We start from the raw sequence: 24,669 nt of genomic DNA, 5'->3' as shown, positions 1-24,669 counted from the left end.
GTCAGCGGTTGAGGCGGCGGGCCGACTCCGACTCCTGGGCCAGGCGCCTCAGGGCGTCGAAGGCCTTGCCGTACAGGACGGTGCCGAGCACCAGCGCCTCCACGGCGGCGTCGCGCGGCCCGTCGAACGGGATGGTCGCCATCTCGAACTCGCGCACGATCCGGTCGGCGGCCTCGGCGTAGGGGGCGAGGTCCGGTGTCATGCCCAGGCTGCGCATCCTGAGGAGGATCTCGGCCAGCTCCGCCCTGGGCGGCGCGTCGGGGAGCACCCGCCAGCCGTGCTCGGCGACCACCCGGTCCACCTCGGCGCGGGCGGCCTCCAGCTCGTCGCCGGGCTCGGCGGGGGAGACCTCGGGCGCGAGGGCGTAGTGGGCGGTGCCGAGCATGGTGTGGACGGGCAGGCTCTCGTCGTCCACCGCCTCGATGATCTTCTTGATCGAGGCGACGGGGAGCTTGCCCACCTCCAGCAGGGCGCGGATCAGGCGGAGCCGGCGCAGGTGCGTGTCGTCGTAGTCGGCGCGCGTGGCGGAGCGCTGTTCACCCGGGTGGAGCAGGCCCTCACGCAGGTAGTACTTGATCGTCGGCAGGGCGACACCGGACTCGGCGCTCAGCTCTGAGATGCGCATCGGTAGACCATAACGTCTAGCCGGAGCGTGCGAGCTGGCGGGCCGCGGTGACGAGGTCGTGCACCTCCGCCTGGCGGTTCCACAGGAAGACGACCTCGATGGGCGGCACCGCCTCCGCGATCGGCACGAACGCCAGCGCCTCCGGCACGGGAGTCCCCTTGCGTACGCACAGGGTGTAGCCGGCGCCGGATTCGACCAGGTTCACCGCCAGGTCGTGGGTGGCGGCGGCCGGGCCGAGGCGGGGGTGCAGGCGGTGGCGGACGAAGCCGGACAGGAACCGGCCGCCGTCCGACTCGGGCATGACCAGCGGCTCGGCGGCCAGGGCGGCCAGCGGCAGCGTGTCCTGGGTGGCCAGCGGGTGCTCGCGGGGGAGCAGGGCGTGGACGGCGGCGCGCTGGATGAGTGTGCGGGCCACGCCGCGCGGCAGCGTGCCGGGGGCGTAGCCGAGCCCCGCCTGCAGGCTGCCGTCGGTGATCGAGACGATCTGCTCCGCGGTGCTCATGGGCGCCACGCGCAGCCGGGGCTCGCCGGGCAGGTGGGACAGCAGCCGCGCCTGCACGTCGCCGAGCCCGTCCGCCACGCCGATGCGCAGCGCCTGCCCCTTGCCGCGGGCGGCGGCCACGGCGCGTTCGAAGGCGTCGACGGCGACGGTGGCTTGGGCGAGGAACACCTCGCCCGCCTCGGTGAGCCGCACGCCGCTGGACGAGCGGGTGAACAATTCCGCGCCGATCTCTCTCTCCAGCGCCTTGAGCTGCTCGGAGAGGGTGGGCTGGGCGATGTGCAGCACGCCGGCCGCGCGGCGCAGGCTGCCCGCCCGCGCGATCGCAATGGCGTAACGCACCTGGCGCAGATCCATCCATCACCTCGTTTATCGGCTTTCATCATCGGCCTTTCATCGGATCGAGTCCCGGTTTCGTGTCGGTGACTTTTCGCGAGCGTCCGGTAACCGAGCAAGCGCTTGCCTAACAACGGGCGCCCGGCTAGCGTGACGACTGTCGTCGCCCGCCGGGACGGATCGCGCCCCGGCCCGGTGGGCGGCCGCCGAGAAGCTCGAGAAGGGAGCCGTGACGTGCAGCCCTTCTCCGGCCGGGCGGCTATAGCGGGCGTGGGGATGACCGCGCTCACCAGGGCCTCGGGCCGCAGCGAGCTGGATCTTGCCGTCGAGGCCGTCCGGGACGCCTGCCGCGACGCCGGGATCGAGCCAGCCGAGGTGGACGCCCTGCTCAGCTACCACATGAACGACTCCGTCCCGGTGGTCCAGGTCGCCAGGGCCCTGGGAATCGAACGGCTGGGCTGGCACAACGACATCGCGGGCGGCGGCACCCAGGCCGCCTCCATCCTGGGCGACGCCGCGATGCTGATCCACTGCGGTATGGCACGAAATATCGTGATCTATCGGGCGCTGAACGGCCGCTCGGGCAAGCGGCTCAACGTCGCCTCCACCGGCCCCCAGGAAGAGCTCACCCGCCGGTACGGCATGGCCGGCCCCATCCCCCTGTTCGCCCTGGCCGCCACCCGCTACCTCCACGACACCGGCCTGACCGAGGAGCACCTGCACGCCGTCGTCGCCCAGTCGCGCGACAACGCCGCCACCAACCCGCGTGCCCTCCGCCGCGAACCCCTGACCTGGGCGGACTACCAGGCCAAGCCGTACGTGTGCACGCCTCTGCGCACCGCCGACTGCTGCCAGGAGACCGACGGGGCCTGCGCGCTGGTCGTCAGCGGCGTACTCGCCGGCCCGCGCGTCCACGCGGTGGTGCGCGGCGGCGGCCCGGGATGCTCGGCCATGGACCGCGCCCCCGACGTCAGCGCGATCTTCTCCGGGCACGTCGCCCCGATGTTGTGGCGGGCCTCGGGCATGAAGCCGGCCGACGTGGACGCCGCGCTGCTCTACGACGCCTACTCGTGGCTGGTGCCGAGACAACTGGCCGACTTCGGGCTGGCCGAGGATCTGGACGGCTACCTGCTGGAACGCCGCCACGCCTGGGTGAACCGGCACGGCGGCCTGCTCTCCGAGGGGTACGTGCACGGGCTCAACAACGTGGCGCAAGCCGTACGGGAGCTGCGGGAGGACCGCGAGGTGGCGCTGGTGACGGGCTTCGGCGGCTCCTACGGCAGCGCCGCCCTCCTCACCTCTCCATAAATCCTGAAATGCTCAGAGCATCTCCGACATGGACATGATGTGAGCACCCAAGCCGACAGGTTCGCCGCGATCTACGCGGCGACCTACGAACAGATCCTCGGCTACGCCATGCGCCGCTGCGAGATCCCCGAGGACGCGGCGGACATCGTGGCCGAGACCTACGCGACCGCCTGGCGACGCGCCGACCGGCTCCCGGACGGCGACGAGGCCCGCCTGTGGCTGTACGGCATCGCCCGCAACACCCTCGCCAACCACCGCCGTGGCCAGCTCCGCAGGCAGCAGCGCAGCGCCGAGCTGAACGTCGACCTCGCCGACCTCTACTCCCGCACCCCGGAGAGCACGGTGGAGCTGGGCGCCATCGCCCGCACCTTCCGCGAGCTGAACGCCGACGACCGCGAGCTGCTCTCGCTGGTCGCCTGGGAAGGACTCGACCACGCCCAGCTCGCCACGGTCCTGGGCGTGTCCCGCAACGCGGTCCGCATCCGCCTGCACCGCGCCCGCAAGCGGTTCTCCCGAGCCCTGTCCAAGGCCGGAGTGACCGCCCACAACCTCGCGATGGAGTCAGCATGAACGAGTTGCGGCAGCTCGCCAGGGTGAGCGACGAGGATCTCGCGGGTCAGGCGTCCGGCGCGGGGGCGCGGGCGTTGCTGGCCTCGATCATCTCGGAGGAGCCGGTGAAGGAGCCGCGGCGCCTGCCGTGGAAGCGCCTGGCCGCGGCGGGCGTGCTCACCGCGGCGCTGGCCGCCGCCGTCGTGCTCGGCCCGAGCATCCTCAACACGCCCGGCAGCGCCACCTCCTACGCCAACGCGGCCATGGACATCAAGCTCGAGAACGGCATGTGGGTCGCCAGGATCAAGGACCCGTTCGCCGACCCGGCCAAGTACGAAGAGGCCTTCCGCGCCGTCGGGCTCGAGGTCAAGCTCCAGCTCCAGCCCGCCACGCCGGACGCGGTGGGCGAGATCTTCCAGATCGGCAACGGCGGCGGCCCCGGCCGGCCGGGCAGCATCGCCATCGACAGCGAGCCCAAGCACTGCAAGATCACCGCCCCGGACTGCACGATGGTGCTCACGCTCTCGCCGGACACGTCCGGAGCGTGGGTCAAGGCCGGCCGTCCCGCCAAGGCGAACGAGCCCTACGCCAACGGCAACCAGGCCACGGAGGGCGGCGGCTCGCTGACGGGGTACAAGGTCGAGGACAAGCAGGTGAGCGAGGTCGCCGCCGAAGCCGAGCGGCGCGGGCTCAAGGTCGTCTACCAGATCGTCGAGCCCAGTCCCGACGGCGGGCACGCCATGAACCCGAATGCCCAGTCAGCGGCGGTGGGCCAGGACTGGTGGGTCTGGGACGCCGAGGACGCCCAGCTCGGAGTGGTCCGCCTCCTGGTCAGCAAGGAGCACGTGATCAGGAAGTAGCCACGAACCTCCCGTGCAGCTCAGCGGCCCGTGACCCGAGCAGGTCGCGGGCCGCCAGCCACGCCGCCGCCCCCGCCGCGTCCTGCGCCGTGCGCACGGGCGTGTCACCCAGCAGTTCCTGTACGGCCTGCCGCACCGGCCCCGGGTTGGTGAGCACGCTGCCGGCCAGCACCACGGGCCCGGTCGTGTGCACGCGGCGCACGGTGGCCACGAGCTGCCCGGCCGCCTCGCGGGCGATCTTCCCGGCCATGGGATCGCCCGCCGAGGCGGCCTGGCTGACCAGGGCGGACAGGGCGGCCAGGCACATGTGGTCGGCCTGCGCGAGCCGTACGATCCGGTCGGCCGTGGCGCGCGGGGTCGTGCCGCGCTCGGCGCCGAGGAAGTGCGTGAGGACCAGTTCGGACAGCTCTCCGGCGGGCTCGCCGCGGTCGAGGCCGTGCACGACGGCCTTGGCGGCGGCGCGGCCGATCCAGAAGCCCGAGCCGGCGTCGCCCAGCAGCCAGCCGAGCCCGTCGGCGATGACCGACTGGCGGTAGCCGGAGATTCGGGCGGCGATCGCCCCGGTTCCGGACAGCAGCAACGAGCCTTCCGAGGCGGGTGATCCGGCGACGTAGCCGATGGCCACGTCGCCGATCATCTCCGGCGCCCGGGGGATGCCGTGCTCGGCCCAGAGCCGGGCGAGCTCGACGTCCATGACGTCCTGCTTGCCGGCGATGCCCGCCAGCGAGCCGACCACGGCGGTGGCATCGGCCGAGGCCAGCGCCTCGCGCAGGGCGGTGGCGATGTTGGCCACCGCCTTCTCGGCGCCGTGGGCGGAGGGGTTGCCCGCACCCGCCCGCGCGTAGCCGACGCGCTCGCCGTCGAGCGTGTGGACGGCGACGCGGGTGGAGGTCGCGCCGGCGTCCACGCCGACGACCAACGAATGAGTCACGGTCCCGATTTTGGGTCTTGACTCGACCGAGAAGCAAGAATAATTTTCGCCTGAAGACCGAGTATTCGGAAGGAATATTCGTGACTTCAGGGGCCCTTGGGCGCGTTGAGACAGAATTGCCGGGATTGCCGGAAGCACTACGCCGCGTGGGCGAGGTGATTCTGGGCGACCCGGCCGAGGCCGCGAGGTCCACGATCATCGCGCTGGCGGAACGGGCGGGCAGCTCGCCCGCGACCGTGACCAGGTTCTGCCGGGCCTTCGGGTTCTCCGGCTACGCCGAGCTGCGCGTGGCGCTCGCCACCGAGACCGGCAGGGCCGCGCAGGCCGGCTGGGGCGCGGGCGTCGGCCACGAGATCGGGCCCGACGACCCGCTCGACACGGCCATCGAGGTCATGGCGGCCGCCGACACCCGGCTCATTCAGGACACCGCCGCCCAGCTCGACCTCGACACCGTCGCCCGCGTGGCGGACGCGATCGTCGCCGCCCGCCGTGTCCTCCTGGTCGGCGTCTCCACCAGCGGTAACGTGGCGACGATGTTCGAAGGCAGGTTACGCCGCATCGGGATACCGGGCTGGAGCGCGTGCGACGCGCACGTGGCGCTGTCGGACGCGGCCCTGCTCGCCCCGGGCGACGTGGCGGTCGGCATCAGCCACCGCGGGCGTACCCGCGAGGTGATGGAGGCCCTGGTCGAGGCGTCCGGCCACGGGGCGCTGACGGTCGCGGTCACCTCCTTCGCCCGCTCGCCGCTGGCCGACCTGGCCGACCAGGTGCTCACCACGGCCAGCAGGGAGACCACGTTCAGGCTCGGCGGGCTGGCCGCCGTCCACTCGCAGCTCTTCGTCCTGGACGCCGTCTACGTCGCCGTCGCCCAGCGCACCTACGAACGCACCAACGAGGCCTTCGAGCGGACGATCAGCGCGGTCGAGAGCCACAGAGTCGAGAGAGGCTGAATGTCGTACGCAACACAGGTCCTGGACCTGGCCAAGTCCGTGATCTCCCGCCAGGAGCACCAGGTGCGCCAGGCGGCCAGGCTCATCGTGACCTCGCTGCGCGGCGGCGGCGTCGTCAACGCGTTCGGCTCCGGCCACTCCGAGGCCATCGCGATGGAGATCGCCGGACGGGCCGGCGGCCTCGTGCCCAGCAACCGCCTCAGCCCCCGCGACCTCGTCCTGTACGGCGGGCAGCCCGTCAGCGTGCTCACCAGCGAACTGGAGCGCGACCCGAAGATCGCCCAGCAGATCTACGACCTGGCGCCGGTCGAACCGCAGGACGTGTTCGTCCTGATCTCCAGCTCCGGCGTCAACGGCACCGTCGTCGAGCTGGCCAGGATCGTCAAGGAACGCGGGCACACGCTGATCGCCCTCACCTCGGTCGAGCACAGCAGCGCCATGCCCTCCCGGCACCCGTCCGGGCGCAAGCTGCTCGACCTGGCCGACGTCGTGCTCGACAACGGCTCGCCGTACGGCGACGCCATCCTCGAACTGCCCGGCGGCGGCGCCTACGGCGCCGTCTCGACGGTCACCTCCGCGCTGCTCGCGCAGATGGTCGTCACCACCGCGGTCGAGGAACTGGTCGCGCTCGGCGAGACGCCCCCTGTCTACCTGTCGGTCAACGTGACCGGCGGGGACGAACACAACAAGGCACTGGAGAGCCGCTACGCAGGTCGCATCAGACGCGGAGCATAAGGAGTCATAGCAATGTCCGACACCCCCCAACTTTCCCGGCGCCAGCTCTTGCGCAGCGCCGCTCTCGTCCCCGTCGCCGGAGCCCTGGCCGCGTGCGCCACCCCGGCGCCCCAGACGCCCGCGAGCACCGCGCCCGGCGCCGCGAAGGCGCTGGAGGTCTGGATCTTCGACGGCGGCTTCGGGCACAAGTACGCCACGGACATCCACCAGCCGTTGTTCAAGACCAAATATCCCGATGTGGCGATCAAGCACAACTTCACCAAGGAGATCACGAAGGTCCTGCAGCCGCGCTTCGCCGGCGGCAACCCGCCCGACGTGATCGACAACTCCGGCGCCAACGCCATGGACTTCGGCGCCCTGGCCCAGGACGGGCAGCTGCAGGACCTGACCCCGCTGCTGGACATGGAGAGCTGGGACGACCCGGCGGTCAAGGTACGCGACACGCTCGACCCGGCCGTGATCGAGATCGGCACCTACGACGGCAAGTTCTCGGTCGTCGGGTACGTGAACTACATCTACGGCATCTGGTACTCGATGAAGGCGTTCAAGGAGAACGGCTGGGAGGCGCCGAAGACCTGGGACGACTTCATCAAGCTCTGCGAGGCGATCAAGAAGTCCGGCAAGATGGCGCCCTTCACCTACGCCGGCAAGCACCCCGGCTACGCCCTCGACCCGATCCTCGTCACGGCCGCGAAGATCGGCGGCAAGGAGATCCTGCTCAACCTCGACAACCTGGAGGACGGCGCCTGGAAGGCCGAGGCGCTCAAGGAGTCGGCCACCCGCTGGGCCGAGATCGGCGCCAAGTACCTGATGGAGGGCACCGCCGGGCTCGACCACGTGCAGACCCAGACCGCGCAGAACAAGTACCAGGTCGCCATGCTCCCCTCCGGCTCCTGGCTGGAGAACGAGCAGCGCACCACCACCCCGCCCGGCTTCGACTACGCGATGTTCCCCGTCCCCGACGTCACCGGCTCCGACAAGCTCCCGCACGGCGCCCTCCACACGCAGCCGGGCGAGAACTTCATCGTCCCGGCGAAGGCCGCCAACGCCAAGGGCGGCATGGAGTACCTGCGGGCCATGCTGTCGAAGAAGGCCGCGGGCGAGTTCAGCCAGCTCGTCTCCACCGTGCCCACCGTCAAGGGCGCCGGCGAGGGCATGCAGCTGTCGACCGGCGTCAAGAGCGCCTCCGAGGCCTACGCCGCCGCCGGGGAGAACACCGTCTACTTCCGGTGGAACGCCTGGTACCTGCAGCTCAAGGACGAGAGCGCCGCCGCGACCGGCGAGCTCATGAGCGGGCGGCTGACGCCCGACAAGTTCCTGGAGCGCATGCAGAAGAAGGCCGACGAGATCAAGGGCGACTCCTCGATCAAGAAATTCAAGCGCTGACATGGGAGTTCCGGCCGCAGCGGTGCCGTCGTGGTTTCAGCGGCACCGCCGTACCCTCTTCATCGGCTCTTTTCTCGTCGCGCCGGTGGTGCTCTACCTGGTCTATGTGATCTCGCCCTACATCCAGGCGTTCCAGATCTCGCTGACCGACTGGCGGGGCGTGTCCGGCACGCCGAACTTCATCGGGCTGGACAACTACCGGCGGCTCTTCGACGACAGCGTCTTCTGGAAGGCGGTCACGCACAACGCGGCGCTGCTGGTGCTGCTGCCGGTCGTGACGATCGTCATCGCGCTGTTCTTCGCCTTCCTGCTCAATGTGGGCGGGGCCAAGGGCACCAGCGGGATCACCGGTTCCGGCTTCTACCGGGTGGTGTTCTTCTTCCCGCAGGTGCTCGCCGTGGCCGTGGTCGCCGTGCTGTTCCAGCAGGTGTTCAGGCCCGACGGCAGCGGCATGCTGAACGGCCCGCTGATGGCGCTCGGCGTCAAGCCGATCGGCTTCCTGTCCGATCCCGGGATCGCCTTCTGGTCGGTGCTCGGCGTCATGGTCTGGCAGGCCGTCGGCTTCTACGTCGTGCTGTTCTCGGCCGGGCTCGCCTCGATCCCGAACGACATGTTCGAGGCCGCCCAGATCGACGGCGCCGGGCGGATCAGCCTGTTCTTCCGCATCACGCTGCCACTGCTGTGGGACACCATCCAGGTGGCCTGGGTGTATCTGGGCGTCCTGGCGCTCGACGTGTTCGCCATCGTCTGGGTCATGACCGACCAGCACGGCGGCCCCGACTTCTCCACGACCGTGATGGCCGCAGAGATCTACCGCAACGCCTTCCAGTACTTCAGGTTCGGCTACGCCTCCGCGCTCGGCGTCATCATGTTCTTCTTCACCGTCGGCTTCGCGATCCTGTCGCTGCGGCTGTCCCGGCGTGAGCGAATCGAGTATTAATGACAACGCTGATCTCGTGGACGGTCGCGAACTCCCGCAAGATCGCCAGGAAGGAGCGCAAACGGCAGCTCGGCCCGCTGTCCGTGCTGACCCACCTGGCGCTGCTCATCTGGACCGTCCTCGTCGTGGTGCCCATCGTGTGGACCTTCCTCGCCTCGGTGAAGAGCGAGGACGAGATCTTCGGCGACGCCTGGTCGCTGCCGGCCTCCCTGCGCTGGGACAACTTCGCCCGCGCCTGGGAACAGGCCAACATCGGGCAGTACATGCTCAACAGCGTCGTCGTCGTCTCCTTCAGCACGTTCGGCACGATGCTGATCGGCTCGATGGCCGCGTACGTGCTGGCGCGCTACCCCTTCAAGGGCAACCGGGCCATCTACCTGATGTTCGTGTCCGGCCTGGCCTTCCCGGTCTACCTGGCCCTGACGCCGCTGTTCTTCGTCGTGCAGAACATGGGCAACGTGCCGCTGGTCGGCCCCTTCATCGGCCTCAACACCCATGCGGGGCTGGTGCTGGTCTACATCGCGTACTCGATGCCCTTCACGATCTTCTTCCTGGCCGCCTTCTTCCGTACGCTGCCGACGGCGGTGGCCGAGGCGGCCCTGGTGGACGGCGCCTCGCACACGAGGGTCTTCTTCCAGATCATGATGCCGATGGCCAGACCCGGGCTGATCAGCATCACGATCTTCAACGTGCTGGGCCAGTGGAACCAGTACCAGTTGCCCCTGGTGCTGCTGCAGGAGCGCGACAAGTGGGTGCTCACCCAGGGCATCGCCGACATCTCCACCGCCGCCGGCTACGACCAGGACTGGGCCGCGCTCTTCGCCGCCCTGACCCTGGCCATCCTGCCCATGCTCGTCGTGTACACGGTCTTCCAGCGCCAGATCCAGTCGGGGCTGACGACGGGCGCGCTCAAATAGCGGGGATCATGGGGTGCATGACTTCGGCATGGACGGGCGAGCGCGTACGGCTGCGCGCCATCGAGCCCGAGGATTGGGCGGCGTTCAAGGAGTTCGACGAGAACACCGAGGACCAGAGCAACGGCGACCGCCTCCACCCGCCGCGCTCGGCGGAACGGGCCAGGCAGTGGGCCAAGGAAGTGGCCGAGAAGGACCAGGGCCCCGACATCCTGCGCCTGGCGATCGCCGAGCGGTCCGGCGGGCAGCCGGTCGGCACCATCAGCACCCACGCCGTGGACCCCCACCACGGCACCTTCGAGTACGGCGTCGCCGTCGGCCGCGCCCACCAGCGCCACGGTTACGCCGCCGAGGCCGTCGTCATCCTGCTCAGGTACATGTTCGGCGAGCGCCGCTACCAGAAGTGCGACGCCACCGTCTACGCCTCCAACGCGGGCTCGCTGGCGCTGCACCGGCATCTCGGCTTCACCGAGGAGGGCCGCCGCCGCAGGGGCCGCTTCCACCAGGGACGCTACGACGACATCGTGCTGTTCGGGATCACGGCCGAGGAGTTCGGCGAGCGGCACGGGCTCGGGTGACGGTGGTGGAGGAGCCTTTCGAGGAACGGCTCTGGGCGGCGTTCGAGGAGGGGCGTACCGCGCTCTGCCTGAGCCTGCTGAAGGACGCCGACCTGGCGCTGCCGATGTCGCGGGCGGCCTTCGAAGGCACCGAGCCGATCGTGTGGCCGACCGCCGAGGCGGACGGGCGTACGTGGGTGCTCGCCTACACCTCGCCCGAGGCCATGGCCACCGGGTTCGGCCAGATCACCGAGCACTTCCGCATCGTCTCCATGGTCGAGCTGGCCGCGGGCTGGCCCGACCCGCACTGGGGGCTGGCGATCAACCCCGGCATGACCGTCAACTTCAACCTGGAGTCGGGCACCGTCGCCAGGCTCGCCGTGCCCACCATGGTCCAGGACCTTGCGCTCGCGCCGGAGTCCGGCGTGCCGGTGGTGCAGAAGCTCCTGCATCCGACCGAGATCCACGACCTGCTGATCGAGCGCGAGCCCAGGGTCTCCGGCTACTGCCACCACGCCCTCGACGTCTCGCACATCGCCACGCCCGCCGTACTGGCCGACGCGCTCGCGCAGCCGGGCTTCCTCACCTCCGAAGGCACGCTCAACCTGCTGCGCTGGCGGCCGGTCGGGCTGGAGATGTACCGCACGCCGTACGGGGGGACCGACGAGGCGGGGAGAGAGGCGGTGGCCGGGTGGGTCGTCGAGGAGCCGCCCTTCGTCGGGCTCGGCCTGGTGCCCAACCGCGACCAGGTGATCCGCGAATACAAGGTGTACGGCGTGGCCCTCACCCACGGCGCGGAGATCTGGGAGCTGACCACCGCAGGAACCGAGGTCCGGCGCGCGGTCTACCACGGCGACCTGCGCCGCTGGTTCGCGATCGGGCGGGCCGCGTGAGCGGCTACCGGGCGCGCTGGCGCGGCGCCGACTACCCCGCCAGCCCCGACGCCACCGCCCTGGAGGTCTGGGTACGGCTGCGCTGCGAGGAACCCGCCGATGGCTTCACCGAGATCGAGCCGGGCTGCCACGTCAGGATCGTGCCCGCGGCCGAGTGCGAGGCCCTGTGGGCGGTGTTCACGGTGTGCACGTGGGGCGGGCGGGAGTTCCTGGTCCGCGACGAGCGCGAGGACGCGTTGTTGCTGGAGTATCTGGGCGGCTCCGCGCCGGAGGCCGTGGCCCTGGGGATGGAACGCGCCGAGCGCGGCGTCTACCGGCGCTGGGTCCCACGTGCGGAAACCGGCGAACCCACCGAACAGGCACTCGACATCAGCCCGTGAGTCCCGGATTTTTCCCCCGATCTTGTCGAATGGTGTTCATGTGTCGGAAACTACCTCTTAACACCTGTGTGGTCAGGGAGGTGAAATGGAGTCGTCCAACGAGAGGGACGCCGCGGGACTACAGGCCTACGCCGACGAGCTCCGCACGACCTTCATGCGGCTCCAGAGCGAGGGGGCAGAGCTCCACGCCAGAGCCAGGTCGTTGCAGGTCACGGAGAAGTCGCGGGACGGGCTCGTCAACGCCACCGTGGGCTCGCGCGGCGAGCTGATCAGGCTCGACCTCGATCCGCGCATCTACCGGCACCCCGACGCCAGGACCCTCGCCGACACGATCACCGAGACCGTCCAGCGGGCCGGTGAGAAGGTCCGCGAGCAGCTCCTGGAGCTCTTCTCGCCGCTGATCCCCGCCGAGCAGATGCAGGCGCATCTCGACGGCGACCTCGAAACCGTGATGGCCCAGTTGGCCGATCAGATGGGCGGGCGTAGATGAGCCGGGACGAGCATGGTATCGAGATCTACAAGCCCGTCGCCTACGAGGGCATCAACCAGTGGTCCACGATGGCCGGCGACATGGAGCGGGAGGTCGAGCGGCTGGCCGCGGAGGTACGGGCCTGCCTCGCCACCACACCCTGGGGCGACGGCCTGGAGGGCAAGGCCTTCTGGCAGAAGCACTTCCAGGACGACGGGCCGTACAAGATGGTCTACCGCTTCACCGACCTGCCGAACCAGTTACGCGACGCCGGGGACCGTGCCCGTCAGGTCGTCGACAACGTACGCACCACCGACACCGGGATGGGCCAGGAAATGCTGGCCCGCGCCCAGAGCAAAGATGTCTGACAGTGAGGAGCGGATGACGGGAACGGCGTGACGACGACCAGCGGCGGGCAGCCCGGCACCGGGTCCGAGGTCCTGGGCGCGGGCGGCGGCCGGCCACAGGGCTGGGCGCTCATCGACAGAGACGTACGGCCCGCCTGGGAGAACTCGACGCTCCCCGACTGGGTCAACAACTGGCTGATCCCCATGCTCTCGGGCGGCCAGAAGTGGCCCAAGGCCAGCGAACACGCCCTGTCCAAGCTCGCTCAGTCCTACGCTGATCTCGGCGTCGGCGCCACGGCCCAGCTCGACGACGCCGGCCGGGCCGCGAGGAAGATCGTCTCCGGCTGCGCCACCCCCTCCATGTACGGATTTGTCGGGCGGGCCCAGGAGTTGTGCGGGCCGCAGGCCGGCATGGTCGGCATCGCCCGCGACGCCGAGGCCCGCTCGCTGGAGGCCGGCAACTTCGCCATCGAGACCCAGTACTCCAAGCTCTCCGTCAACGTCGCCTTCTGGGTCACGGTCGTCGCCATCGCCATCGCCCTGTTCGTGGCGTTCTTCACCGCCGGCTCCTCCGCGCCGCTCGTCGGCCCCTTCGCCACCGCCGCGCGCGCCGCCATCACCCGCATCCTGTCCAGGCTCGCCGCCATGGCCGGGCGCGAGGTCGGCGCCGCGGGCCTGGCCCGCCTCACCGTGCTCAGCGGCGCCACCGGCCGCGCCGCGCTGCTGCGGCTGCTGTCCACGCCGCTCGGCAAGGAACTCATCGAGGAGATCGGCGAAGAGACCTTCATCGACGCCATGGCCCAGTGGCAGCAGATGAAGATGGGCACGCGCACCGAGTGGGACTGGAAGAAGACCGCCGCCTCCGCCGTCGGCGCGGGCGTGGGCGCCGGGGTCGGCATGTGGCTGACCAGGCCCGTCTCCCGGGTCACCCGCTTCGTGCCCGGCTTCGGCGGACGGGCGCTGACCACCGGCATCACCAACGCCTTCGCCTCGCCGGTGGGCAGCATGGCCGCCAACACGCTCGTCTACCAGCAGCCGCCGGGCAATCCGTTCACCGGGGAGGCCATGCTGGGGGCGTTCATGGGCGGCGTGGGCCGTACCGGGACGATCAGCCCCTTCAACCCCGACGTCTTCACCGCGGTGACCCACCCGCTGTCCTCGCTGGCCTCGGCCAACGACCTGGCCAACGCCGCCGACCTGGCACGCTCGGGCGACACGCCCCCGCCGCCGTCATCTCCGCCGGGCACCGGCGGCGGCCCCGGCACCAACCAGCCGGGCGGCCCGGTACCGACCGGCGGCATGAACACCGCCCCCGGCACCGGCCCGAACACCCCCAACAGCCCGAGCTCACCCGGCCGTAGCGGCCAGAGCGGCCAGAACCCGCAGCAGCCGAGCCCCGACCCCGCCACGCGCACCGGCCGCAACACCACCACCCAGCCCGCCCCGAACACCCCCCATCCCGACCCGAACGCGGCCCCCCAGCCCGACCCCAACGCGGCCCCCGCCCCCGACCCCAACGCGCCGCAACCCCAGGCTCCCAGCACGCCCCAACCCCAAGCCCCCAACACGTCGCAGAACCCGGCCGCGAACCCGGGGGCCGGCCAGCCCACCGGATCCGGCCAGAACCAGGCCCAGCCGCCCGCCCCGGACCCCAACGCCGCCCCAGCCGCTCCCGACCCGAACGCCGCCCCCGCGTCCGCGCCCACCCCCGACCCGAACGCCGCCCCAGCCGCCCCGGACCCCAACGCCGCACCCGCCGCCCCCAACGCCGCGTCCGCTCCGGACCCCAACGCGGCGCCGAGCCAGGCACCGAACGCTGCCTCCGCGCCGGACCCCCAGGCCGCGCCCAACCCCGACCCCGGCGCGTCGCAGGGCCAGGCCACCGGCACGGGCCAGACGTCCGCCCCCGATCCCAACGCCGCCCCGGCACCCGACCCCGGAGCGACCCAGACGGCCACCTCGGGCCCGGACCCCGGCGCGCAGCAGACCCCCGGTGTCACCCCGGACCCCGCCCTCACCTCGCAGCCCGGCCAGCCGCCCACCCCGGTCCCGGCCCCGGGAATCACCCAGCAGACCGGCCGGCAGACCACCCAGAGCGGCAATCAAACAGGCGGCCAGACGGGCAATCAGACCGGCAATCCGACGGCGGCCGGCACCACCTCCTCGCCCGCCCAGGAGCGGAAAGCCAAGCTCGCCGCCAAGCAGGCGATCGACGAGGCTCTGCTCCACCTGGCCCCAGAAGGCCTCTGGCTGCAGGACGGCAGTGTGCTGCTGGCCGACGACGGCGGCCGGGCCGTACAACTGTCGGCTCAAGCGCTCGCCCAGGCCGCGCAGTCGCTGCAGCAGAACGCCAAGGACGGCGCGCGCGAGGACCGCCTGCGCGCGCAGGCGGCGGCGTGGCTCGGCGCGGAGATGGCGCGGGCGACCGGACGGCCGGAGGCGGAGGGCGCGCTCGACGCGCTGGCCCTCCTCACCCAGCGCTCCCCGCAGACCAGGCAGGCCGCGACCGAGGTGACCGAGGCGGTGCTCGCCGCCAACCCCGGCACCCGCGCGCGTACCCTCGCCGAGGAGAACCCCACGGCCGACCTCGGGCTGAGCCCCGGCTACCACCAGTCCGCCGCCGACGAGCTGACCAGGCGGGTCACGGCGCTCGGCACCCCGCGGACCACGACCCCCGCCCCGGGCACCACCCGTAGGACGCCGGCCGGCGCGCCGCCAGGACGCCGCCGTCCGCGCACGTCGCGGGCGGTCCCGGGGACGCCGTTCGCCGCGGACACCCGTCCCACCCCGCTCAACGACCTCGCCGACCCCGAGGTCAAGGCACTGATCACCGGCAACGAGATCAAGCCCGGCGACTTCGGCGGGGACGTCCGCTCGATCGTGTGGTCGGCCTCCGGCCCGCAGATCCAGGTGACCAGCGATGGCCAGGGCACCCAGCACTTCGAGGTGCGTTACGAACGGCCGGGCCTCGACACCCACGCCACCGTCACGGTGGGCGTGGGCACCGCCGCCGACCCCCACGTGGTGCACCTGTCGCCGCGCCTGCACCCCGGCCTGGTCTCCACGACGCTGGTTCACGAGATCACCCACGCGCTGCAGGACCTGGCCGCGCCCCCGAGGCAGGGCGTGATCAGGAACACCCTGGACCGGCTGGCCGGCCGTACCACCGACGCGTGTGTCGCCGCCCGCTACAACGAGCACCGCCACCTCGCCAGGCGCTACCTGGAGACGAACGACCCGGCCAAGCAGCGCGACCTGCTCGGCCTGATCCAGGTCATCGCCGAGGACCTGACGCGCCGTGGCGCGAGCCCGCCGGTGTCCCCGGAACAGACCGGTGACCAGGGCGTACGCCCACCGCCGCCGCCCGCCCCCGAGACTCCGGCGGCCGCCTCCGCGCGGCTCGCCCAGGAGCAGGCCGACGCCCTGACCCAGGCGGTCGCCGGCCTGGACGCGCGGATCGCCTCGCACGAGAAAACGGCAGAGCAGGCGAAAAAGGATAAACAGGACGCCAGGAAGGAGGTGAAGAAGGCCCGGAACGAGCGCGACAAGTTCGCCGCCGAGCGCGAGCGGCGGGCGAGGGCGGACTTGAAGAAGCACCGGGAGATTCAGGAGCGCCACCAGCGCATCGTGGCCGCCTACACCGAGGCGCGGGACGCCGCGAAGGCGGCGCAGGAGGGCTACGCGAAGCTGGCCGCCGACCTGGATTGGCACAAGAGCGCCACCCCCGGCGTCGTGGCCGCGGCCGCGAGCGCGCTGGCCGACACGGAGGCGGAGGCCAAGAACCTGCTCGACGCCTACGACGCGGCGCTGCGCAAGGCGGTACCCGACCGGGAGATCCTGCCGAACGCGATGGTGACCGACAGGTTGCCGCACATCACGAGGCTGACCGAGCGGCTCAACGCGGCCATGCGCGCCCAGAAGATCGACCAGACCTTCACCCCCGACCAGCTCCAGAGGGTGCTGAAAGCCCACTTCCGGCGGCTGGTGACGACGGAGGGCGCGGTCCTGCGGGTCGGCGTCCACCACCAGGGCGAGCTTCGGGTCAAGCTGTCGACCAAGGAACTGGTCGAGGTTCTCGGGCACGCGGCGAACGCCTCCGAGATGATGGTCGGCCGCCTGCCGCAGGGCGGGCTGACGGTCGCGGCCGCCTTCGCCCGCGCGCACGCCCTGAAGCTCGGCGGGAAGGCGAAGGGCCTGCTGCCGTTCGTGAAGCTCCTGCCCGAGGGCAGCGACGTCAGAGACGCCATCGAAGCGGTGATCAGGACGTCCGGTCCGGGCGCCGACTTCAACTACTCCCGTACCCGTTCGGTGAACGGCAGCTCCACCGACCACGTAGTCGGCGGCGCGGTCGAGGACAACCGCGGCGAGTCCACCCTGTTCGCCGCCGAGGCCGAGTGGCAGATCGACATCCGCACCTCCCAGAAGGACGGCTGGAAGAGCGTCGACTCGGTCAATACCGGGACCAGGAGCGACGCCAAGGACGTGCGGATGTGGGTGGGCATGGCGCACACCGACCGCTCCGACGGCAAGTCCATCACGATGGCGGAGCTGGAGGCCAGGTTCCCCGGCGTCTCCAACCTGGTCGACGGATTCCCTCCGCACCTGCTGCTCGGGATCAGCGGAACCGAGGACATGTTCGAGGCGGCCGTCACGGCGCTCGGGAGCGCCGCCGGCATCGGCACCGACCTGCGCCACCAGCTGCGTACCTTCCTGTACGAGAAGTGGCACAGCCAGATGGCCAACTCCATCAACTCCGGCGTGCAGGCGCAGCTCACCAGGAACGGCCGCCCGTACGCGCGCGTGGAAGTGGTCACGACCCCCGTGTACGGCCAGGCCCGCCGGGTTGGCGTCTCGACCGACGAGCGCTGGAGGGAGGACCTGGGCGTAGCGGTGACCACCGCGAACGGCGGCCAGTCGTTCGGGTACTCCGTCGACGGCTCCGTCAGCACCGAGCAGGTGTTCGACGACCTCGGCGAGGAGGCCGGAGAGCTCCTGAACACCAGCGCCGAGGGTAAGTGGGGCGCGGGAAGCGGCCACGGCAGGTCCAGGTCCGAGGGGGTTAGCGCGGGCGGTACCGCGTACAAGCCCGTGGTGGACCGCAGCATGGAGCACCAGCAGAACATCATCGTCGGCTACACGGCCGAGCTGCGGATCACGCTGGAGAGCGGCGTGGCGCTCGACACGATAGAAACCGCGGGTGAACTCCACATGGTCATGGCCGAGTCGGACGCGGCCCGCGCCGGCCTGCCCTTCGATCCCGCCGCCGTGCGGTACAAGCGGGACGGCACCCCGCGCCGCGACAGCCAGGGCCGTATCCTCCTGCGCGACGACCCCAAGGAGCTGAAAGCCCGGGAGAAGGAGGAGAAGAAGGGCGAGAAGGCTCGGCCGATCTGGCAGGGCGATGATGCGCACCAGATCCCGGACGCGGTGTTCGCCCTGGTCAGGGAGGTGTCGAACCTTCCCCAGGTTCTGGAACAAACGATCAAGAACCTGACTGGGCTCGGCCTGCTGCCCCCCATCGTCAACGGCCGGCCGGTCTTCCCGTCGGACGACGCGCTCAAGGCGGCCTCGCAGTACGACAACCTGGTCGAGGTTTCCAGCCAGCTGACCAACCTGCGCGTCAGGACCGGCCTCAACCAGGCGATCCAGCAGAACATCCACTTCGACCTGACGATCAACAGCCGCTTCCACGCCACCGAGCACTTCACCGTCGAGGTCGACCTCAGGGCGAAGCTCGACACCACCGAGATCGTCGCCACCACCGACAAACGGGCGATGGCGCTGCTCAACATCGGCTCCAACACCGGCGTCGCCTCGTCGGGACACGGCCGTTCCACCAACGCCAACGGCGGCGTGAACGCCGGTCACGCCCCTGAACCGGACACCGAGGGCGCCAAGTACGGCGCCAGGACCGGAGCCGGCGCCGGGGTCAGCAAGAACAGCGGCTCCAGCATGGGCGACACCGGCAACGACGTGACGCTCATCGAGACCTCGACGGAGATGGCCGTCACCCGAACCGATGGCGAGATCATCGTCACCCTCCGGCAGGAGGGCAAGGAAGCGGTGGAACTTTCCCGCGCGGACGTGGTCATCACGATGATGACGCCGACCGACCTGATGCTCGACCCCGACCGTCCGCCGGGAGAGTGGCAGCCGATCCCCGCGGACCTGATCGACCAGGCCACGCTGCTCCACGTCGACACGCGCGGCTTCCTGGACGCGGCCAGGCAGATCGTGCCCCGGCTGATGGGCTGGGCCTCGCCCGCCTTCCACCACATCGCCGGCTTCCTCGGGGTGCACAACGTCTCGGCGCACCCGTTCAGGAAGTCGCCCTACCTGACGCGCTTCGCCGTACGGGGGAAGGGGCGGTTCGGGCCGGCGCACGGGTGGCTCAAGCTTGACTGGAAGCTCGGCCAGATGGAGTTCCTGACGTCGAGCCCGCTCGTGATCGGCGACATCTTCCTGCAGTTGTTCAGCCAGGGCACCTCACTCGGCACGTCCTCCAACGTCGGACCCAACGCCGGCGGCGAGTTCGGCCACCAGGAGTCCGACAACGGCGGTCTCGGCCCCAGCGCCGGCGCGAACGCCTCCTGGAACCAGGGCCGCAACGCCTCCAGGCTGCTGATCTGGGGCCGCGAGCGGCTGACGATCGACATCGGCCAGCAGTACATCTTCCGCGCCTCGGCGGAGTTCCCGATGTCGGCCTTCGACCCGGGTGACGGCGCCAAGATCAGGACCGTGAACGTGGACGGCCGCACCGTCCTGTTCTCGGTGCCGGAGGAGGTCGTCCTGCGGATGTACGCGCAGGGCGACCTGCAACTGCCCCTGCACCAACTGGCCGACGCCGTGGAGCGTTTCCTCGACGGAAACCTGGAGATCGACCGTACGGTCGCCGTCCCGCTGGCCAAGCGCTACCTCATGGAGCTGCGCGCGCACGACAGCGCGGGGCTAAAGGAGGTCCCGCTGACCGACCGGCACACGCCCCAGGCCCTGTACGAAGCGCTGGCCAAGCTGCCCGGCATGGCCGAGCTGAAGCAGGAACCGGAGGGCTCACGCATGACCAAGGCGGCCGAGCTGGCCGCGAAGGTCCGCAAGGTGATCCTGCCGAAGCACATCGCCACCCAGATGGGCATGACCAAGATCGACAGCGCCACGTTCACCAAGGACGGCGAGCGCACCGAGATCTTCGACGCGGTCCGCGACGCCATCGAGAAGATCGCGCCCGGCTCGCTGCTCAGCGACCCGGCCGTGCTGGACAAGCTGGACGGCTCGCTGTCCGGCAAGCGCTGGCGCGGAAAGATCGACAACATGCTCGGCCGCGGTCACACGGACACGTTCACGATGCGGGTCGGCTCGACGGGCAGGGCCGAGCGGTTCATCATCAAGATCAAGATGAAGCTCAATCCCGAGGCGGAGGACCTGGGCCGGACGAAGACCAAGGTGCCCCTCCACCAGGACTACACCTACGAGGAGGACGGCGTCACCCAGTCGGTCGGCCGCAGCCTCGGTACGGAGCTCAAGGGCGCCGACTCGGAGACCTCGGGTGGCCAGGACATGTCCGCGTCCACGGACAGGAACCGCTCCCGCTCGGGCTCCTACTCCAGCCAGGAGACCTCGGTTGAGCGCTACGGCGGCGCCGCCGACATGCACCGGGTCAAGCAGAGCGGCACGGTGACCATCTCGGTGGAGCGCAGGCCCGAGCGGGTGCGCTTCGCCGCGCTCAGGAAGGGCCCGCGCCGCCTGGCCGACAAGGTGTTCCACCCCGGGCGGCGCGCAACGGAGCCTGTCGAGCTCAAGGTCGAGATGGTCCGTCTCATCGAGTCCGACGAGGTGATGCCGGCGGAGAACGCCCCCGCCACCCAGCCCGCGACGGTACAGATCGACCCGCGGCCGGTTCGCCGGCTGCCGGTCATGGCGACCACCGAGACGCTGCTCACCGACGACACGATCACCACGAACGTCGGCGCCGCGCTGGTCGAAAAGAAGTACCTGAGCAAGCGCGCCTTGCGCGAGCGCATGCACGAGATCGAGGCGCTGATCAACGACCTGGCGCTGGCGACCCTGTTCAGCCGTATGGCGGGCGAGGGCGGCCTGAACAATGGGCGGCTGAACCGGACCACGGGCTCCGGCGCCGCCGTCGACCTCGGCTTCAGGGCGCGGTCGCACGTGAGCGCGGTCGTCGTCGGCCCCCTGGACGCGCGCGAACTCGGCCGCATCGCCCGCTTCCAGCGGATGGCCAGCGGGTCCACGGGCCGCAGCCAGCTCTTCCCCCTCACCAGGGGTGTCGGTGGCGGCGAGGCCGTGACCACGCTGAAGGGCGGCTACACCGTCGGAGACCAGTCCAGCGACCGCGTCACCACGTCGCTGGGCAACCGGGACGAGGGCACCGACAACCAGCGCGGCAAGCTGATCAAGGTGGAGCTCCACGTCGCCTACGACGCGACGCTGACGCGGGTCAAGCGGAGCATCCGCGGGCGCGTGAAGTACGGCAAACGCGACGAGATCCCCAACGTGGGCACCGCCACCGTCGTCGTCGCCATGTTCGAGGGCGACTACGCGGCCATGATGGCCGACGTCGAAGCCGGCGTGCCGCTCGGGTCGGGCTGGGCTTTCACTCCGGCCCCTGCGGCGGACGGCACGGTGTCCACGCACAAGCAGGCCACGGCCGCCGACCCACTCGGCCCGCTGGTCGATGCCAGGCGGAAGGCCTTCGATGAGCAGGTTTCCATCCATCTCACGGTGACCGAGCACGACGGCACCGTGCGCGGCTACCTGGTCGGGCCCGACGGCAGCGTCCGCAGTGACGAGCGGGACCTCGGGTTCGCCGAAGCGTTCGGCACCGTGCCCGACCACCTCGTCCAGATCGCCCGCGACCACAACGTGGACCTGCGTCACCTCTTCCACACCTCACCCGTGGAAGGCACGCTGTCGGACAAGATCCGGGCCGAGCTGGACAACCGCAAGATCTCGTACGAGACCCCCGCTCCGGCGTTCCCGCCCGCCTCCGCGAAGCCCGCCTCAGGGACCCCCGCCGCCGGGTCTCCCGCGGCCGGCAGCGCCGCCCAGGCCTCGCCCGGTCCGTCCGCCACGTCCGCGCCGGGAACCCCCGGCCCGTCCGCGCCGTCTCCCGCCCTGCCCGGCTCGCCGTTCGCCGTCGACGCCCGCCCGGCCTCCATGCCCGACCTGGACCACGACGAGCTGAAGGCCATCCAGCTCACGCCGAGCTCCTTCGGCGGCGGTGTCACCGCCCTGCGCTGGCTGGCCGACGGCCAGACCATGGAGGTCGTCACCTCCAAGCACGGCATCCTGTACGTACGCTTCACGATCGGCGACCCCGGCGCCGCCGACAACGCCCGGATCTCCACCGGCGCCACCCAGGACGACGCCCTCCTGGCGGTGATCCGGCCGAGGCTGCACCCGTACGCCGTCGAGTCCACGCTGGTGCACGAGATCAGCCACGCCCTTCAGGAGGAGATCGCCAACCAGGAGGGCCGGGTCCAGGGCGTGGTCCGCACGTTCCTGCCCAGCGAGCACCTGCGCGAGGGCCAGGACCACTGCCTGACCCCGCGCCTCCACGAGCACGCCCACCTGTCCGGCCTGTGGAACCGGGCCACCGACGCGGTGGCCCAGCTCAACCTGGCCCAGGCGATCGAGGCGATCGCCGCCGACATCGAGGCCAGGGGCCACCCGGCGCCGCCACCGCCGTGGGGCGACGGCCCGCGCGTGAAGACCGTGCCGCGCCAGGGCTCGATCGCCGACCTGCTCAACACGGGCGCCGGCCCGGTGGTCGACTCCGCGACCGCGATCGGCGCGCTCGACACCTCGCCGGGCGGGCTGGACCGCCTGGCCAACGCCGCGGGCGTCACCTCGATCACCCCGGCGGGACCGGGCCGCTTCACCGTCGAGTGGCCGGGCGGCAGCATGGAACTGCTGGTCTCCAAGTCCGACGTCCCGCCCGGCCAGGTGGACGCCTACCCGAGCCTCGGCCTGCCCGGCCGGCTCGTGCTGGAGGTCTCCGCCTTCAACGCCACCGACGTCCTGCTCACGACCGCCACGCGGATCGCCGAGCAGACCGCGGGGCTGCCCCCGGGCGGCATCATGAACGACCGCGCCCTCCCGGCCGACCCGGCGATCGGCGCCGACGACGTCCCCGCGCTCGTGCGCGTCAGGACCGCGGTACGGGCGCTCGCCGACGCCCCCAAGCCGCTGCGCGCCCAGCGCGAGAACGAGCTGCGCGCGGCAGCGGAACAGGCCGGGCTCAAGGCCGGCATGTTCCAGGGCAGCGCGCGCACCCGCCTGATCCTGGCCGCCCGCGCGGGACAGCTCGCGCCCGTCCACGTCAACGCGCTGTACTCGGTCTTCGGCCTGCCCGCGATCCCGCCCGTCCGGGCCGCCGCCGCGGCCGCCGCCCGCGCCGCGGAACAGGCCGGGGCCGAGGTCAAGGTGTACGGCGACGCCCTCCTCGACCTCGTCCTCCCAGGGCAGCCGCCGCTCGCCGTCGAGCTGACCTCCCACCGGGCCACCCGCGGCGAGCCGCTCACCGTGAACGTCCACCGGGGCGTCGCGCGCCTGCACGTGGCCGCGCTCGGCTCGTTCGGCGCCATCGAGCGCGCCGCCGCAGGAGCGGCGGCCGGCCTGATCGTCGCGCTGCAGGGTGTGCCCGCCGGCGCCCCCATGCTCAGGCGCGACCCGCCCGCCGACCCGGCCACCGCCCCCACCACGCTGTCCGTGGAGGACCACAAGGCGATCGCCCGGCTGCGGGAGGCGGTGCGCCAGGTCGACGCGGCCACGCCGTACCAGAGACCGGCGCGGTTGCGTGTGCTCGTGGAGATGGCGAACTCGCTGGGCGTGGGCGACGGCCCGCACCTGCGCGGCCGGCTTCCGTCCGAGCTCAACGAGGCACTGGTCAGGCTCGTCGACGGGCGCGGGCGCGTCGACGAGCGCGTCTCCGTCGTCCAGTCGATCCGCGAGCTCCTGGACGGCGGCACGCCGCCGACCGACCGGGCCCAGCACGCCCGCCGGCTCGCCAACGGCACCGGCTACTACCTCTACGAGTGCCTGTGCCCGGATGACGAGCCCTGCGTGTGCGGGTACCGGTACCGCGACAAGGAGTTCCCCGTCCCGGCCGATCGGGTGGATGCGCCATGATGGAGGCGGACGAAGGGACGGCCATGGGATTCGCGGTGGCGCGGACGAGGGACGAGGCGCACCTCTACCTCGACCTGAACCCGTGCGAGCGGTGCGGCTCCGTCGAGACGACCTGGAGCCGGGGGCTGGTGGAGGCCGAGGGCGAGCGCGCCGACCGCTACGCCGGGCGCTGCCAGGGCTGCGGCGCCGAGCGCGAGTTCCTGTTCGGCCTGCCCGCGCGGCCCGTCATCCCGGCCGGCTACCCGACCTTCGGCGGCCCCGAGCCGTCGGAGCTGCTCGACGCCGGCGAATGGCTGTGGGTGGCCGACCTGAGCGCGGGCAACGTGCCCGTGGACGACTCCGCCGAGGCCAGAAGGGCGCTGTCGATCGCCGCCGCCGCCGTCGAGGAGGTCGTCAAGTTCATCCGCCCCGGCGACGACACGGTGCCGGAGACGGCCTTCTGGTCCGATCGCGGGCTCGAGCTGCTGGCCCGCGAGCCCGGCCGGTTCGACCTCGACCGCCTGCTCATCGTCAGGGACACCTACCGGAACCTGGTGGCCGAGTATGCCTGAGCGGGCCAGATCGCTGGCCGAGGGCTACGTCTACCTCGACCTGGCCGTCCCCGAAGGCGGCGAGACGTCGGAACCCGAGGCGGGCGAGGACGCCTGGACGCTGCGCCTGGGCACGATCGAGGTCGAGGTGTCCTACGAGGGGGAGCGGGTCGCGCGCCAGAACGAGCTGCGCTTCGGCCCCGGCATCTCCCGGCTGATCGACGCCGGGCAGTGGGTGGTGGTCGCCGGCGTCCACGCGCGCCGCGCCCTCGCCGAGGACCTCGAGTTCGCCGCCGGACCCGGCGGCGAAGA

Annotated in this window: 19 protein-coding genes; 16 read left to right on the top strand and 3 right to left on the bottom strand. The window is 71.3% G+C overall.

The genetic code is table 11. The features are described 5' to 3' along the window. Window position 1: 1 nt before the first annotated feature. Both ACFWYW_RS40395 and ACFWYW_RS40390 read right to left on the bottom strand, forming a co-directional pair. A complete protein-coding gene (locus ACFWYW_RS40395) occupies window positions 2-625 on the bottom strand; it encodes a MerR family transcriptional regulator (RefSeq protein ID WP_379625042.1) in 624 nt (207 codons plus the stop codon). A gap of 16 nt (window positions 626-641) precedes the next feature. After that, a complete protein-coding gene (locus ACFWYW_RS40390) occupies window positions 642-1,481 on the bottom strand; it encodes a LysR family transcriptional regulator (protein ID WP_379625044.1) in 840 nt (279 codons plus the stop codon). 255 nt (window positions 1,482-1,736) lie between these two features. Between ACFWYW_RS40390 and ACFWYW_RS40385 the strand changes: the two genes are divergently transcribed. Genes ACFWYW_RS40385 through ACFWYW_RS40375 form a run of 3 tightly spaced genes read left to right on the top strand, consistent with a single transcriptional unit; the run spans window position 1,737 to window position 4,177 of the window. Next, on the top strand, window positions 1,737-2,768 hold the full coding sequence (locus tag ACFWYW_RS40385) for an acetyl-CoA acetyltransferase (protein WP_379625088.1): 1,032 nt from the start codon (window positions 1,737-1,739) through the stop codon (window positions 2,766-2,768). Window positions 2,769-2,807: 39 nt separating this feature from the next. Further along, window positions 2,808-3,338 (top strand): RNA polymerase sigma factor, encoded by a 531-nt coding sequence (locus tag ACFWYW_RS40380; RefSeq protein ID WP_379625046.1) that lies wholly within the window; start codon window positions 2,808-2,810, stop codon window positions 3,336-3,338. Continuing rightward, on the top strand, window positions 3,335-4,177 hold the full coding sequence (locus ACFWYW_RS40375; RefSeq protein ID WP_379625048.1) for a hypothetical protein: 843 nt from the start codon (window positions 3,335-3,337) through the stop codon (window positions 4,175-4,177). The genes ACFWYW_RS40380 and ACFWYW_RS40375 overlap by 4 nt, the downstream gene beginning before the upstream one ends. On the opposite strand, the gene ACFWYW_RS40370 is transcribed toward ACFWYW_RS40375, so the two are convergent. Beyond that, entirely contained in the window at window positions 4,167-5,108 is a 942-nt protein-coding gene (locus tag ACFWYW_RS40370; RefSeq protein WP_379625050.1) for an N-acetylglucosamine kinase, read from the bottom strand. The two genes, ACFWYW_RS40375 and ACFWYW_RS40370, sit on opposite strands and share 11 nt — an antisense overlap. An 80-nt stretch (window positions 5,109-5,188) precedes the next feature. Between ACFWYW_RS40370 and ACFWYW_RS40365 the strand changes: the two genes are divergently transcribed. The 13 genes from ACFWYW_RS40365 to ACFWYW_RS40305 all read left to right on the top strand — a co-directional run. Continuing rightward, on the top strand, window positions 5,189-6,058 hold the full coding sequence (locus ACFWYW_RS40365; protein ID WP_379625052.1) for a MurR/RpiR family transcriptional regulator: 870 nt from the start codon (window positions 5,189-5,191) through the stop codon (window positions 6,056-6,058). Then, on the top strand, window positions 6,059-6,793 hold the full coding sequence (locus ACFWYW_RS40360; protein ID WP_379625054.1) for a sugar isomerase domain-containing protein: 735 nt from the start codon (window positions 6,059-6,061) through the stop codon (window positions 6,791-6,793). A 12-nt stretch (window positions 6,794-6,805) separates the two neighbouring features. Continuing rightward, on the top strand, window positions 6,806-8,179 hold the full coding sequence (ngcE, locus tag ACFWYW_RS40355; protein WP_379625056.1) for an N-acetylglucosamine/diacetylchitobiose ABC transporter substrate-binding protein: 1,374 nt from the start codon (window positions 6,806-6,808) through the stop codon (window positions 8,177-8,179). A 1-nt stretch (window position 8,180) separates the two neighbouring features. After that, entirely contained in the window at window positions 8,181-9,119 is a 939-nt protein-coding gene (locus tag ACFWYW_RS40350) for a carbohydrate ABC transporter permease (RefSeq protein WP_379625058.1), read from the top strand. Further along, entirely contained in the window at window positions 9,119-10,036 is a 918-nt protein-coding gene (locus ACFWYW_RS40345; RefSeq protein ID WP_379625061.1) for a carbohydrate ABC transporter permease, read from the top strand. Before ACFWYW_RS40350 ends, ACFWYW_RS40345 begins: the two co-directional genes overlap by 1 nt. Window positions 10,037-10,053: 17 nt before the next feature. Continuing rightward, window positions 10,054-10,611, top strand: coding sequence for a GNAT family N-acetyltransferase (locus tag ACFWYW_RS40340; protein WP_379625063.1), 558 nt, complete (start codon window positions 10,054-10,056; stop codon window positions 10,609-10,611). A 5-nt stretch (window positions 10,612-10,616) separates the two neighbouring features. Next, entirely contained in the window at window positions 10,617-11,483 is an 867-nt protein-coding gene (locus ACFWYW_RS40335; RefSeq protein WP_379625066.1) for an SseB family protein, read from the top strand. Next, window positions 11,480-11,863 (top strand): hypothetical protein, encoded by a 384-nt coding sequence (locus tag ACFWYW_RS40330; protein ID WP_379625068.1) that lies wholly within the window; start codon window positions 11,480-11,482, stop codon window positions 11,861-11,863. Before ACFWYW_RS40335 ends, ACFWYW_RS40330 begins: the two co-directional genes overlap by 4 nt. A gap of 85 nt (window positions 11,864-11,948) precedes the next feature. Next, on the top strand, window positions 11,949-12,353 hold the full coding sequence (locus ACFWYW_RS40325; RefSeq protein ID WP_379625070.1) for a YbaB/EbfC family nucleoid-associated protein: 405 nt from the start codon (window positions 11,949-11,951) through the stop codon (window positions 12,351-12,353). Further along, window positions 12,350-12,700, top strand: a complete 351-nt coding sequence (locus tag ACFWYW_RS40320; protein WP_379625072.1) for a hypothetical protein — start codon at window positions 12,350-12,352, stop codon at window positions 12,698-12,700. Before ACFWYW_RS40325 ends, ACFWYW_RS40320 begins: the two co-directional genes overlap by 4 nt. Window positions 12,701-12,727: 27 nt before the next feature. After that, window positions 12,728-23,827, top strand: coding sequence for a hypothetical protein (locus ACFWYW_RS40315; protein WP_379625074.1), 11,100 nt, complete (start codon window positions 12,728-12,730; stop codon window positions 23,825-23,827). After that, entirely contained in the window at window positions 23,824-24,378 is a 555-nt protein-coding gene (locus ACFWYW_RS40310) for a hypothetical protein (protein WP_379625076.1), read from the top strand. The genes ACFWYW_RS40315 and ACFWYW_RS40310 overlap by 4 nt, the downstream gene beginning before the upstream one ends. Beyond that, a partial coding sequence (locus tag ACFWYW_RS40305) for a hypothetical protein (RefSeq protein WP_379641238.1) occupies window positions 24,371-24,669 on the top strand: 299 nt, incomplete at its 3' end. The genes ACFWYW_RS40310 and ACFWYW_RS40305, both read left to right, overlap by 8 nt.

This window comes from Nonomuraea sp. NPDC059023, from assembly GCF_042740095.1.
Lineage (GTDB): Bacteria > Actinomycetota > Actinomycetes > Streptosporangiales > Streptosporangiaceae > Nonomuraea.
This window is presented reverse-complemented; position numbering and strand designations above follow the sequence as displayed.

Excerpts from the sequence above, each read along its gene's own strand:
- ACFWYW_RS40395 (WP_379625042.1), bottom strand. The coding sequence starts at position 625 with ATGCGCATCTCAGAGCTGAGCGCCGAGTCCGGTGTCGCCCTGCCGACG.
- ACFWYW_RS40390 (WP_379625044.1), bottom strand. The coding sequence starts at position 1,481 with ATGGATCTGCGCCAGGTGCGTTACGCCATTGCGATCGCGCGGGCGGGC.
- ACFWYW_RS40385 (WP_379625088.1), top strand. The coding sequence starts at position 1,737 with ATGACCGCGCTCACCAGGGCCTCGGGCCGCAGCGAGCTGGATCTTGCC.
- ACFWYW_RS40375 (WP_379625048.1), top strand. The coding sequence starts at position 3,335 with ATGAACGAGTTGCGGCAGCTCGCCAGGGTGAGCGACGAGGATCTCGCG.
- ACFWYW_RS40360 (WP_379625054.1), top strand. The coding sequence starts at position 6,059 with ATGTCGTACGCAACACAGGTCCTGGACCTGGCCAAGTCCGTGATCTCC.
- ngcE (WP_379625056.1), top strand. The coding sequence starts at position 6,806 with ATGTCCGACACCCCCCAACTTTCCCGGCGCCAGCTCTTGCGCAGCGCC.
- ACFWYW_RS40350 (WP_379625058.1), top strand. The coding sequence starts at position 8,181 with ATGGGAGTTCCGGCCGCAGCGGTGCCGTCGTGGTTTCAGCGGCACCGC.
- ACFWYW_RS40345 (WP_379625061.1), top strand. The coding sequence starts at position 9,119 with ATGACAACGCTGATCTCGTGGACGGTCGCGAACTCCCGCAAGATCGCC.
- ACFWYW_RS40340 (WP_379625063.1), top strand. The coding sequence starts at position 10,054 with ATGACTTCGGCATGGACGGGCGAGCGCGTACGGCTGCGCGCCATCGAG.
- ACFWYW_RS40325 (WP_379625070.1), top strand. The coding sequence starts at position 11,949 with ATGGAGTCGTCCAACGAGAGGGACGCCGCGGGACTACAGGCCTACGCC.
- ACFWYW_RS40320 (WP_379625072.1), top strand. The coding sequence starts at position 12,350 with ATGAGCCGGGACGAGCATGGTATCGAGATCTACAAGCCCGTCGCCTAC.
- ACFWYW_RS40310 (WP_379625076.1), top strand. The coding sequence starts at position 23,824 with ATGATGGAGGCGGACGAAGGGACGGCCATGGGATTCGCGGTGGCGCGG.